Below are 12,948 nucleotides of genomic sequence, written 5' to 3' on the forward strand. Positions count from 1 at the left end.
CCTGAGGTGTTGTTTTCTTCTAATGTTTACTTCAACTGAATAGAGTACTAATGAGAAGACTATATTCTGATTTAGACGTTGGAGTTGACGAGCGATGGTTGTTGTACTAATTAAATTATGTATTTCCGCTTTGCTCGGTTTAATGATTGGGATTGAGAGGGAGTTAAAGCATAAGCCGCTTGGGTTAAAAACGTGTATTGTGATTGCGGTCAGCAGTTGCTTGTTAACGATTGTTTCAATTGAATCTGCTGAGACTTTCGCTGAGCTTTCAAAGAATATTCGAACGGATCCGATGCGACTAGCGGCTCAAATTGTTTCGGGAATCGGTTTCATCGGCGCGGGTGTTATTCTTAGAAGGAATAACGACGCGATATCAGGGTTAACGACGGCAGCTATTATCTGGGGAGCCTCAGGTCTTGGAATTGCGGCAGGTGCAGGTTTTTATTATGAAGCATTTGTAGGGGCAGGATTGATTCTATTTAGTGTGAATATTCTTCCGTGGATTATTAAGCGAATTGGTCCGAAAGCTCTAAGACAGCGTGAGATGCGGGCTAAGATTACGCTTAAGAAAAACGTAGATTTGACTGAGTTTATGAAAGCCATAGTGGAACATGATTTTGAAATACGTCATGTTCGGGTTCGAGATACGAAAGATAAGAATCCGCAAGTGGAGCTTAAATTGATGACATTTGCAGAGAACGAAACAACGGATATCTACCAGCTTCTCAGGCACGTTGAGGGCGTCAATGAAATTGAAGTAGAAGGGTGATGTCAGATTTGAAAAAGCAGAGGAGATAGTGGACTATTCCACTATCTCCTTTTTTGATTGTTATGGGAGCACTGCAAATTCATATCCCTGTGCTCGAATATCTTTTATGATAGTAGGGAGAACCTGTACGGTTTGTTTTAGTTCATGAAGTAAAATAATGGCACCATCTTCAAGGTTTGAAACCACGTTTTCTACAATTTTATTTGGGTTTTTAGCAAGTTCCCAGTCCATTGAACTGATTCGCCACATGACGGTAGTCAAATCCAGGTCCTGTGCAGCTTTAATGGTTTCCGAATTATACTGACCAAATGGGGGCCGGAAGTAAGTGATAGGAAAATCGGTGATATCCTCGATTTTGTGCTTACTGTTTGAGAGCTCCTTAAATTGTTGATCATAATTGAGATTTGTTAAGTTAGGATGCCTGCACGAATGCGTTCCAATAATGTGACCTTCATCCAACACTCTTTTCCAGGGTCTTTCACCGTAAAGGAGGCGTGATTGCCAGAAAAACATGGCTTGAACGTTTTCTTTTTTCAAGATATCAAGTAGTGCAGGCAGGGCGCGGCCAGGACCATCATCGAATGATAAAATGACTGTTTTGTGAGCCTTTTTTTCACCTTTTGTAATGACTTCTTTATCGATAGAGTCGTACACGACCCTTGTTTGATCAACAATTCATGGGCTTTTCAGCATTTATTTTCCCCCTAAGCTATTTAACGTTAAGCTTTCTTCGTACATGTTGATTATCGCTTTTATCTCCATATTAGCTGAATGGTGGTTTTCTACGTATTCCGCTGCTTTCTGCCCTAGTTCTTGGCGCAATGAAGAATCTTCAATTAAAGAACGTGCAAGGTTCAGGAAATTCTCCATACCGTCATAAACGAAACCTGTTTGATCGTGTGTCACTATACTCGTGTTTCCTTTATTTCCAGAAACGAGTACTGGTAGACCATGACCCATTGCTTCGAGAACGGCAGATGATTGGCCTTCACTGTGAGACGTATTAATCACAACATCCGCATTGTTATACAACGATTGCATTTCAGTGTGAGGGATGACCCCGTCGTACACGACCCAATCCCTGTTCTCTGAGACTAACTGCTGAACATAGTTGCCCTCTCCCGGTTCAATAATCGGGCCAACTATTTTCAAGTGCACTTGTGGGTGAGTTTGTCGTAATTGTTGAAGAGCATTGATAGCGAATGGGATGTTTTTGACTTTCCGAATTCCTGCTGGTAGTAGAAAAGTAAAAGCGTCTTGCTGATCGATCTGTATGGGAGGTTGGTTGTTGAAAGTGCTTGTTCCTTGAGCGATGACGTAAAGCTTTCTCTTGAGTTCAGGCAAGACCTCAAGTACACGCTCTTTTGCTTTTTCGTCAAAAACATGAACGGCAAGCGCGTCCTTCAAACAGGTGATGACATCCTGCTTTCGTTCATTGTTCTTCAGATCATGATTGAGATCCGTTCCAGTTAGCGTAATTGTATAATTTGTGATCGGAGTGCTCATTGTCTTCATAAACTGATAAAAACGATAAGCATTGAATCCATGTATTAAATCAGCAGTCTTTAAGGAATGCTGGTCATCGGTTTGCTCCGTTATTGATATCACTTCTGTTTCTATCCCGGCTTCGTTTAATCCTTCTGCAATACGTCGCACTGTAATTGTATTGCCGCGAAGCTGATGATAGAAAGGAGTTGCGAGAATCAATTTCATGAATGCTCATCCTTTGATTATTCGGGTGGTGACAGGCACCACCCGATATTTGTCGTAATTTGTTTGCAGTTGGTGTTTGGTTTGTATAGAAGAAAGAGTTGATCTTTATGATGTACTCTATATTAGTTTACTAGAGATGGGGAGTGTTACAAAACATGAAGAGCTTTTTCCTGAAATTAATTGGCTTAGAGAAGTGCATGATTTGTAAGAAGAAGCCAACGCGCGCTCAATACTATTTAGATGAAGAGGGAAATCGTAAGCCAGTTTGTTATAAGTGCGTTTCTTATGCGGAACGGAGAGCGTATCGAAAGGCATAGGTGGACGTTAAATAAACGTTTGTTTAAGAGGAATTATTCAAGCAGCACCGTCTGAGTGGTGCTTTTTTTATGTCAAAATGCTAGTAATTTTCAGTGTGTTCCTATATCCTTGTAACGGTTATTCCATTTAAAGTATGTTCAATTTAAGTGACAGTGATTCTACTGGTTATAATAGAATAAGGTTTTGTTTTAAGGAGGAGAAGCATGAAGCAGCACGATAAACCCCTTGAGGATGACCCAAGGTATCGCGTGGCGAATCGGGAAGCTTTACTAGGCGTTGGATTAGTTATTATAAATTTTATACTTTGGTACGGATTTGCTTATGGGATTGGCTCCAAACCAGTTGGTGAATACAGTTATATATGGGGGCTGCCAGCTTGGTTTTTTTATAGCTGCATCCTTGGAACAGTGATCGTGATTTCGCTCGTCATTTTAGCGGTTGTCTTCCTGTTTAAAGAAGTGCCGTTTGATGAGGAGGGTGACAAATGAACTGGGAAGTTGTCATTCCACTCATCCTTTTTCTGATCTCCATTTTTGTGATTGGCTTTTATGCATCAACTCATTTGAAATCGACATCGAATTTTTTGCAGGAGTATTTTCTAGGGAGCCGTCAGCTTGGCGGGTTCATTCTAGCGATGACGATGATTTCTACATACGGAAGTGCGAGTAGTTTTATTGGTGGACCCGGCGTCGCTTATACGATGGGGCTTGGCTGGGTGTTGCTCTCAATGACGCAGCTTGCGACAGGTTATTTTGTCCTTTCTGTTCTCGGTAAAAAGTTTGCGATCATGGCTCGGAAAATTCGTGCGGTGACGCTCATTGATTTCTTAAAGGCACGTTATGAAAGCAAAGGCGTTGTGATTCTATCAGCTCTCAGCATCATTATCTTTCTTTTCTCAGCGATGGCAGCGCAGTGGATTGGCGGTGCGAGGCTGATTGAGGCGCTAACAGGGTTATCGTATATTGGAGCGCTTTTCATTTTTGCTGTATCTGTTCTTGTCTACGTGATCATCGGAGGTTTTCGAGCGGTTGCGATCACGGATACCGTCCAGGGCGTGGTCATGTTAGTTGGAACGCTTGTGATTCTTATTGGAACAGTGATGGCAGGAGGAGGAATGGGGAACATTGTTTCCACACTTGCTGCGGAAAACCCAGGGTTAATCTCACCATTTGGTGCCGATCAATCGCTCACACCGCTGTATGTTTCCTCGTTCTGGATTCTAGTTGGAGTTGGTGTCGTCGGACTGCCTCAGGTTGCGGTTCGTGCCATGTCTTATAAAAGCTCCAAAGGCATGCACCGCGCGCTTATTATCGGAACGGTTGTTGTTGGTGTAATCATGCTTGGTATGCATCTAACGGGAGTGTTTGGACGAGCCGTGTTACCTGGGATTGAAGTTGGGGACAAGGTCATGCCGAAGCTTGCGATGGAAGTATTGCCAGCGTGGCTTGCGGGGATTGTGCTCGCGGCACCAATGGCTGCAATTATGTCGACTGTTGATTCCTTGTTATTGCTTGTGAGTTCTGCTGTTGTGAAGGATGTTTACCTTAATTATGTGAAACCTGAAGCGAGTGATCAAACGATCAAGCGGTTTAGTATAGGGGTAACAACTGTACTCGGCGTGCTTGTTTTTGCAATGGCAGTGAATCCACCAGAGCTATTGATCTGGTTGAACCTCTTTTCATTCGGGGGATTAGAAGCCGCGTTTATCTGGCCGGTTGTGATGGGGCTTTATTGGAAGAAAGGTAACGCGAGTGGTGCGATGGCATCGATTTTAGTCGGAGTAGGGAGTTATATCGCATTTAATACGTTTATGCCGAATGCGTTTGGGATGCATACGGTTGTGTTGCCGGTGGTACTTTCGCTAGTTAGTTATGTGAGTGTGAGTTTGATGACGGGGAGGAAACATGCGGTGGTGCAAGAAGCGGTGCTTTTGAGGTTGTGGAAGGTGTGAGGTTACGATGGTGCCTGTCACCACCCGTTTTTACCACCCGTTTTTTGTCGAATGAGAGTTGGGGAATTTTAGTAGAGTTAAAGGATCCTTCAATTATGAAGGGCTCTTTTTAGGACCTTTAATAACCGTAATATCTTTTTTATGATGGATAGTACAGTATTCAATAATAAAAAGTGCAAACAATTCTAAAATGACCAAGAATACTCATTTCTTCTACGGGAAAATACAATTTTCGACTGAACCTTCTTGTATTAGCTCGTTTTCTTATAGGTTAAAAGTCCGGTTTTTCTTAATTAATTCCTCTTTAGAAGTAATTGGTTAATTTACTAAACATTCAATTAATGGAATAATTAGGATGGTAATTTAACTCTTAAGGAGGAATTTTGATTGTATAAGAAAACGCTTACGGTAGCTATAGCTGCAGGTCTGGTTCTTAGTCCAATGTCTTTCTCGGTTGATGCAGCGAAATCTGCGCCTAATGAACAATCGGATCACGCATTTGATAACAAAGTGATTAAGAAAATCAGTGCTGACAACATGTATAACAACATTGATTTATTATCTAAACAACCTCGAGCAGCGGGTACAGAAGGTGAGTTTAAAGCGGTTCAGTACATAAAGAGCGAGTTTGAGAGCTATGGCTATCAGACTGAATTACAGCCGTTCACCATTCAAGAGTGGGATGGGGGAACTTCAAGCCTTTCGTTTAATGATGAAGTGTTCTCTGGCGATGTTCGTTCGTTTCAAGGGTCGATCAACGATAGTGTGACAGGATCACTCGTTTATGTTGGACTTGCATCTGCAAGTGAAGTTGGGGATGAAGTCGCTGGAAAGATCGCTTTAATTGAGCGAGGTTCTTATAGTTTTTATGAAAAGATCCAGAACGTCTATGATAAAGGTGCTATCGGTGTAATCATGTTTAATGGCGACGGGCAGTCTGGTAACGATTTTGGATACGCTTATGAAGGGCAGGACATTCCGGCTGTGGCCATTACAAGGGAAGCGGGACTTAGTCTTGTTGAGAAGCTTCAAATTGAAGACGTTCAAGCAAGTGTGAGCGTAGAGAATGCCGGTCCGATTGATAAAACATCGTATAACGTGATTGCGAAGAAGGAACCTCATCCAAACAAAGACAACGGTCAAATCATCACAGTAGGTGCGCATCATGATTCAGTCCCTAATGGGCCAGGTGCAAACGATGATGCATCAGGAGTTGCAGCGACGCTTGAATTGGCGAGAATTATGGCCAAAACGCCTACAGATACTGAGCTTCGCTTTGTGACATTTGGAGCTGAAGAAAAAGGTTTAGTTGGATCATATCACTATGCTGACACATTAACAGATGAAGAGTTAGATAACATGGTTGCTCATTTTCAAATGGATATGGTAGGAAGTCGTGACGCGGGCGATCTGATCATGTTTACTCCTGACGGAAATAAGAATCTTGTAACTGATCTTGGTGCTTCAGCAGGAGCGAGAATCTCTGGAGCTGTCGATTATGGACAGCTTGGGCGAAGCGATCATGTTCCATTCTTCCTAAAAGGAATTCCGTCAGCTTTGTTCATTCATGCGCCTCTTGAGCCGTGGTACCATTCTCCTGATGATACGATTGATAAAATAAGCAAAGAAAAACTTCAGAATGTAGCGGAAATTGTAGGAGCTTCCGTCTATCAGATTGCAAGACCAGACACGCCTGCTTTGGATCATGCGCGAGTTGCGCCGAAGCCAGCTGACTATGATTTTGATGATCGTCCATTGTAATAGAAAAGGCTTGAAGAGGCGGGCATGTGCCTTCTCTTCAAGCTTTTTTGGGGTATGAATTTCGTTTTGAAGCAACTTAGGTATATGGTCTATCCAATTAAGGTCGCCGACTATGGTAAGATGATTAGTATCAGCTGCAATGCAGGGTGGGCGGCGGTACCCCGTTGTTGAAAGGGGGTGCTGCCTATAATGATGAGCACATTTGAAGCGCTTGTTTTGATGATTAGCTTTGCTTCTCTCGTGGTCACGATTATTACGGTTTCTAGTAATAAAAAGAAGTAACCCACCCTGCCCCGGCCAAGGTTTAAGGTGAGTTACTTTTTCTTTATGCCTTTTGAGCCGCCGCTCTTCATGCGGAGCAGCTGTATGGACGCTGGTGCTTATGCACCGGCGTTCTTTTTTTACTTTATGTGATCTAGTTTTATTATATGCAATTAGGCTGCACGTGACAAGGTGGTTTTGGCTGTTCGCTGTTAGCGTTCCGCAGAACCGCGGGTGACAGGCACCACCCGGTTTTTGTTAGGTTTTGTCGAAGTCAATTAGAACAAGAGGATAGGCGTGACTGTGACTCCGCCAGGACCGAAGTTAGTAGGCATTGTTCCGATAACGGTATCGGAAGAGGTATCGATGATTGATACGGTGCTATCTCCATTGTTACTTACGTAAACTCGTTTTCCATTTGGGGAAGTCGTTGTGATGAGTGGAGATTTTCCAACAGGTACGCTCGAAGCTACTACCGTATTTGTCTTAACATTGATGACGGTGATATCGTTGCTATTTTCATTGGCGATATAGGCCTTACTACCATCAGGCGTTATACAAATCCCAACAGGGCCCTGACCTGTAGGCAAGTTCTCCATTACCTCTTTCGTTTCAAGATCAATAATTGATACGGTGTTATCGACTTGGTTCGTAACAAATGCGCGATCACCTTGAGGTGTTATGGCAATAAAGTCTGGACTCATCCCCACTGAAATGGTTGTTTCGAGTGTGTTTGTATTTGTATTAATGACTGCGACGGCATCGTCTTCTTGAAGCGCAACAAACGCTCTAGATCCATCTGGTGTTACAGTTAAACCGATTGGCGCATTTCCTACAGGGATCGGTGTCCCGATGACTGAGTTGTTTACAGTATTGATCACCGTCACGTCATTACTTACTTGGTTTGCCACATAAGCACGCTGAGCGTCTGGTGTAAGGGCAATCCCAATTGGACTTGTACCAACTGATATAGTGCTAGTTACCGTATTAGTCGTTGTATTTATAACAGAAACTGAATTACTGTTCTGGTTTGTTACATATGCTTTAGCTCCGTCAGGTCTAATGGCAATAAATACAGGAGTAGTTCCTACAGGAATCGATTTAACATGGGTATTTGTTCCTGTTTCGAAAACGGATACCGTATTACCGCTGAGGTCGGCTACATAAGCAAACAATAGCTCGTCAATTTTCAGCATATCACCTTCAGTTCTTGAAGCGATCGTTGAGTTGTCTGAAGCTTTCTGAACGATAGAAATTGCTATGTCATTTTCCCCAATACCACTTGTAATAACACGCACACCGAAGTTGGATTCCACAATTACATTTTCCAAAGTGAACGTGTTGTTAGATAAGGATTGTGGATTTAGACTAACTAGACTTAATCGAAATAACTGACGGGATGAAAAACCGGTTGTCACGCGATAAACCTGGATACTTACGATAGCCGAACTACGACCAGTGTTAGAGACTGATATAGTTATTTGACGTGTTTTCGGCGTGCCCCGATTATCTATCACTCCAGTATCAAAGACAGGCAAATCATTTCAGCTCCTTCTTTCTATATTGATGGCAATTTAGAAAAGCAATATAGGTGTAATGTTAATACCGCCAGGGTTTTGACCGGCTGATAAGGTTGCGGCGACAGTGTTTGTCGTTGTATCTATTACAGAAATCGTGTTGTTCCCGATACTTGGAACATAAACTTTTGAGCCATCCGGCGTAATAGCTATGATAATTGGATTAGGTCCGACAGGTATTGGTGGACCCATTACTGTATTTGTAATTAAATTGATCACCGTAACGGTTCCGTCAGTCTCGCTTCCAACATACGCTCGTGAGCCATCTGGGCTAACAATGATGCCGATTGGCTTAGTACCTACAGGAATCGTTGGGGCGAGGACGGTATTTGTTGTTGTATCGATGATGGAAATTGTATTATCAAGCTCATTCGTCACGTATGCCCTTGTCCCATCTGGAGATAAGTCGATGAAAGTAGGATTTGTTCCAACAATCAATGTATCTTCTACATTATTTGTCACGGTATTAACAATCGCCACGGCATTGTCGGTCTGAAGAGTCACGTATACTCTTTTTCCGTCTGGGGATATGGCTAAGCCAGATGGACTATTCCCTACGATGATCGGAGAACCGATTGGAGTATTGGTAGCTGTGTTAAAAAGGGTGATTGTATTTTCGCCTGAATTTGCTACGTAACCTTTTGTTGAATCTGGTGTAATTGCTGCAGCTAAAGGTGCAATGCCTACAGAGAATGTTTTAATTACTGTATTCGTTGCGGTATTAATGACGGTTATGGAATTATCTCCATTATTCGTAATATATGCCTTCGTCCCATCGGGGGTAAAAGCTGGATAAGTAGGGTTAAGTCCTACTGGTATTTCGCTCACTAACGTGTTGGTGCCTGTATTATAAGCTGTTACCGAATGGCCTCCGAAATTTGTTGCATAGACAAATAACAGCTCATCGACCTTCGTCAGATTGCCAGTCGTATACGTTGTTGCCTGTGTGTTGTTATTCTTTGTCTCAGTAATTGAAATAGCAATGTTATTCCCGCCAAGTTCACTCGTTATAACTCGCACGCCAAATGTGTCAAAGTCTGCAGGAATGTCATCAATTGTAAAAGTGCTATTCGGTAAATCGATTGAGCTCAAACCAACCAAATTCATAGCAGTGAATGTTCGGTTATCAAACCCAGCTCCTGAGTTCACGATTTTATAGACCTGAATACCTACAGTAGCGAAAAAGCGTCCACTGTTGGATGCGCGGATAGACAGACGTGTAGTTCGCGGAGTTCTTTTGTTATCAATAGCCCCAGTATCATAAATTGGCAAGAAGATATACCTCCTTTTAAAAGTCTGCTATATCGTATTCAACTTTCTCGAGGATTGCTTGTACTATTATGGTGTATGTGAGTAATGGGTCGCGAGTGCGTTCGCGAGTGCCTGTCACCACCCGGTTTCTCTGTTATTTTGTCGAACGAAAGTTAATGAGCTCAGACAGGTACTAGGATAAATAGACGAAATATATATAATGTTCAGTCAATATATGACACTTTGTACAATGTGATGTGAAAACGGCTTTGCTATAGTGAAGAAAACAGTGAAAAGGGTGAGTGTATGGGGATTAATCGTACTCGTTTACAAATGCACATAGAGGAACTCTCTAAAATTGGAAAGATCGGTGAGACAGGTGTCTGTCGTCTTGCTCATTCGAAAGAAGACCGCGAAGCAGTTGACATTGTGAAGAGTTGGATGGAAGAAGCTGGTCTGACTGCTAAGATCGATGGTTTCGGTAACTTAATTGGAAGAATGGAAGGAACTGAGAAAGACAAACCGATTCTCATGCTCGGCTCCCATATCGATTCCCAGCCCTATGGTGGTCGCTTCGATGGGACAGCAGGTGCGCTTGGTGCCATCGAAGTGGTACATACAATGAAAGATAACGGAATAACACCAAAGCGGACGATCGAAGTGATCTGCTTTTCAGATGAAGAAGGATCACGCTTTAACAAAGGCGTTTTCGGTGTTCGAGCCCTTGCAGGTTTGCTTGAAGAAGGCGAGATTGAGAGGAAAGATAAGAACGGCGTAACAAGAAAAGATGCATTGAAAGAATTTGGTGTCGAGCCTGATCTATCCGAAAGTCCCGTTTATAAAAAAGGAGACATTGAAGCTTTTCTAGAGCTCCACATTGAACAGGGACCTGTCCTAGAGTCAAAGAATAAACCGGTCGGGATCGTATCTGGTATATCAGGGCCTATCTGGCTAACGGTAACGTTAGAAGGGTTTGCAGGGCATGCGGGATCGGTTCCGATGAATTTGCGAAAAGACGCGATGGTCGGAGCGAGTGAGATTATTTCGAAATTCGATCGCCTCATTAAAGAAGAAGGCAAGGATACGACTGTCGGTACAGTTGGGAGCGTACAGGTTTTTCCGAATTCGCGAAACATTATTCCTGAGAAAGTGGAGTTTACGATTGATTTGCGTGACATTGACCTTGGACATCGGACGAAGCTTGAGGAAAAACTGTATACGATTATTGAGGAGACAACATCTTCTTACAATTTAACTCACACAATCAGTGAAGATACGAGAAGCGAACCGAGGTACTGTGCGGATTGGATAAAAGACATTATGAAAGAGGAAGACAAAGCGCTTCGTCTAGAGGCTCCAGTTTTAATGAGTGGTCCGTTTCATGATGCTTTATTTATGTCGTACATCAGTGATTATGGGATGATTTTCGTTCGCTGTGAAAAGGGTATTAGCCATAACCCGCTTGAGTTTGCTGAAATGGATGATATCGAGAAGGGTGTTCAGTTGCTTTATCAGACGGCGTTACGTATTGCGCAGGGTGAAAAGGAGTGATGCTTTAGTGATTGTTTAAATGGTGATGTATTTCAGCTCCGATTACCTCTTTCTACTTCACAGCCTAATGGCGATAAAGGAAAAAAGCTGATGTGCCATCAAAAGCACACCAGCTTTTTTAATTAAACGTTTGATTAACTTAATGAGAGGACGGGTTTTCGAATAAGAGGATCTTCTGCTTAATGTTATCAGGAATAGGTATGGCTTTTCCGGATTCTGTATCATAATTCACCTGCACGACCTCAGCCTCTACAAGAATTTCCTCACCTCTCGTAATCGTATGCTCAAGCTGGAAGCTCGAGGTGCCAAGTTTTATAATGCGACAGTATATATCTAGGAAATCATCTAGCTTTGCAGGCTTAATAAATTCGATCGTGATTTTCTTGAGGACTGGATCAAGGGTGTGAGTTTCAGCTAATTCAAGCATGTTATCACCAAGCACTTCTCGGAAATACTCGGTTGTTGCGATATCGATGTAAGTAGAATAGTGAGCATTAAAAACGATTTTCTGGCCATCAATTTCAGAATAACGAACGCGAAGAGGGTGCGAAAAGCGATAATCTTGTAACATAGTTCACCTCGTTTTTCTTCATATTAACACAATATTCAGTTATAAAATGACGTAAGAAGAGAAGGATGTCCGAAATTTCCCGGGTAATGTCTAAAGTGAGAGAAGGAAAAGCGAGACGATGAGTGAATGGTGTAGATAAAGCGATTATTCTTTAAGGAGTGTGAAGGAAATGAAGTCAAAAATTTATATAACTAGAAAATTGCCAGATGAAATTGTCGACAGGATGAGGGGGAAATATGAGGTGCGGATGTGGGGCGAAGAAGAAGTCCCTGTGCCACGAGAGGTTCTTGAAGAGGAAATCGAGCAGGTTGATGGGCTTTTCTGCTTGCTAACTGAGCAAGTCAATCAAGCATTACTTGAGAAGGCTAATAACCTTAAGGTGGTTGCCAATATGGCCGTCGGTTATAACAATATTGATGTTGATGAGGCAAAGGCTAGAGGGATTACGGTTACAAATACACCAGGAGTGCTTACTGAAACAACAGCTGATTTAACATTTGCATTAATGATGGCAGCAGCTCGACGAATTCCGGAAGCATCTGATTATTTGCGTGAAGGGAAATGGGAAACATGGTCACCAATGCAGCTTACCGGTCAGGACATCCACGGTGCTACATTAGGGATTATTGGATTAGGAAGAATCGGCGAAGCCGTTGCGAAGCGAGCAAGAGGATTTGATATGAATGTTCTCTATCATAATCGTAGTCGAAATCATGAAGCGGAAGATCAATTTGAGCTTCAGTATGTCGAACTAGATGAGCTATTGAGGGCGGCTGATTTTGTTTGTGTGTTAACGCCTTTCACAGCTGAAACAGAGAATATGATTGGACGTGAGCAGCTTGCGCTCATGAAAGAAAGTGCTGTGCTGATTAATACTGCGAGAGGGGGAATCGTAAACGAGGAGGCTCTCTACGATGCTCTTAAGAATAAAGAAATCTGGGCGGCTGGGTTAGATGTTTTTGCAGAGGAACCTGTTTCAGTGGATCATCCTCTATTAAGCTTATCAAACCTAGTTACACTACCGCATATCGGCAGTGCTAGCATTAAGACGAGAATGAAAATGGCAGAAGTTGCAGCTGCGAATTTGATGGACGTACTAAATGGGAAAGAGCCACCTAATAAGGTTTGAGTTCGCGGGTTCGCGAGTGACAGGCACCACCCGATTTATGTCGATTGGTGGAATTTAGTGAAACTAGAAAAGAGCCAGAAGGGAGGGTTTCTCCTC

At 42.7% G+C, this 12,948-nt stretch carries 12 protein-coding genes; 7 read left to right on the forward strand and 5 right to left on the reverse strand.

From position 1 onward, the window contains the following. Window positions 1-94: 94 nt before the first annotated feature. A complete protein-coding gene (locus FBF83_RS09585; protein WP_136946929.1) occupies window positions 95-769 on the forward strand; it encodes an MgtC/SapB family protein in 675 nt (224 codons plus the stop codon). A 60-nt stretch (window positions 770-829) separates the two neighbouring features. Here FBF83_RS09585 and FBF83_RS09590 read toward each other — a convergent pair whose 3' ends face one another. Together FBF83_RS09590 and FBF83_RS09595 are read right to left on the reverse strand one after the other, a co-directional pair. Continuing rightward, window positions 830-1,423: a polysaccharide deacetylase family protein gene (locus FBF83_RS09590; RefSeq protein WP_240688044.1), complete on the reverse strand. Its 594-nt coding sequence runs from the start codon at window positions 1,421-1,423 to the stop codon at window positions 830-832. A 39-nt stretch (window positions 1,424-1,462) separates the two neighbouring features. After that, window positions 1,463-2,482: a glycosyltransferase gene (locus FBF83_RS09595; protein ID WP_136946931.1), complete on the reverse strand. Its 1,020-nt coding sequence runs from the start codon at window positions 2,480-2,482 to the stop codon at window positions 1,463-1,465. A 521-nt stretch (window positions 2,483-3,003) separates the two neighbouring features. Between FBF83_RS09595 and FBF83_RS09600 the strand changes: the two genes are divergently transcribed. The 4 genes from FBF83_RS09600 to FBF83_RS21160 all read left to right on the forward strand — a co-directional run bounded on the left by FBF83_RS09600 (window position 3,004) and on the right by FBF83_RS21160 (window position 6,794). Beyond that, on the forward strand, window positions 3,004-3,288 hold the full coding sequence (locus FBF83_RS09600) for a YhdT family protein (RefSeq protein ID WP_136946932.1): 285 nt from the start codon (window positions 3,004-3,006) through the stop codon (window positions 3,286-3,288). After that, entirely contained in the window at window positions 3,285-4,751 is a 1,467-nt protein-coding gene (gene panF / locus FBF83_RS09605; protein ID WP_136946933.1) for a sodium/pantothenate symporter, read from the forward strand. The genes FBF83_RS09600 and panF overlap by 4 nt, the downstream gene beginning before the upstream one ends. Before the next feature lie 387 nt (window positions 4,752-5,138). Next, complete coding sequence (locus tag FBF83_RS09610) at window positions 5,139-6,512, forward strand: M28 family metallopeptidase (protein ID WP_136946934.1); 1,374 nt, start codon at window positions 5,139-5,141, stop codon at window positions 6,510-6,512. Between the two features lie 189 nt (window positions 6,513-6,701). Then, on the forward strand, window positions 6,702-6,794 hold the full coding sequence (locus FBF83_RS21160; protein ID WP_224594651.1) for a putative holin-like toxin: 93 nt from the start codon (window positions 6,702-6,704) through the stop codon (window positions 6,792-6,794). A 257-nt stretch (window positions 6,795-7,051) separates the two neighbouring features. Here the strand turns inward: FBF83_RS21160 and FBF83_RS09615 are convergent, their stop codons facing one another. Together FBF83_RS09615 and FBF83_RS09620 are read right to left on the reverse strand one after the other, a co-directional pair. Then, complete coding sequence (locus FBF83_RS09615; RefSeq protein ID WP_136946935.1) at window positions 7,052-8,311, reverse strand: beta-propeller fold lactonase family protein; 1,260 nt, start codon at window positions 8,309-8,311, stop codon at window positions 7,052-7,054. 36 nt (window positions 8,312-8,347) lie between these two features. Continuing rightward, window positions 8,348-9,622, reverse strand: a complete 1,275-nt coding sequence (locus FBF83_RS09620) for a beta-propeller fold lactonase family protein (protein WP_136946936.1) — start codon at window positions 9,620-9,622, stop codon at window positions 8,348-8,350. A 285-nt stretch (window positions 9,623-9,907) separates the two neighbouring features. On the opposite strand from FBF83_RS09620, the gene FBF83_RS09625 reads away from it, so the two are divergent. Continuing rightward, window positions 9,908-11,152 carry a M20 family metallo-hydrolase gene (locus FBF83_RS09625; protein WP_136946937.1) on the forward strand — a complete coding sequence of 415 codons (1,245 nt, stop codon included), beginning with the start codon at window positions 9,908-9,910 and terminating at the stop codon, window positions 11,150-11,152. Window positions 11,153-11,291: 139 nt separating this feature from the next. Here FBF83_RS09625 and FBF83_RS09630 read toward each other — a convergent pair whose 3' ends face one another. After that, window positions 11,292-11,723, reverse strand: coding sequence for an acyl-CoA thioesterase (locus FBF83_RS09630; RefSeq protein ID WP_136946938.1), 432 nt, complete (start codon window positions 11,721-11,723; stop codon window positions 11,292-11,294). 169 nt (window positions 11,724-11,892) lie between these two features. Between FBF83_RS09630 and FBF83_RS09635 the strand changes: the two genes are divergently transcribed. After that, a complete protein-coding gene (locus FBF83_RS09635; RefSeq protein WP_136946939.1) occupies window positions 11,893-12,852 on the forward strand; it encodes a 2-hydroxyacid dehydrogenase in 960 nt (319 codons plus the stop codon). Window positions 12,853-12,948: the final 96 nt, after the last annotated feature.

Origin of the sequence: Guptibacillus hwajinpoensis (genome assembly GCF_005144865.1) — a bacterium.
GTDB classification, from domain to species: Bacteria; Bacillota; Bacilli; order Bacillales; family Guptibacillaceae; genus Guptibacillus; species Guptibacillus hwajinpoensis_A.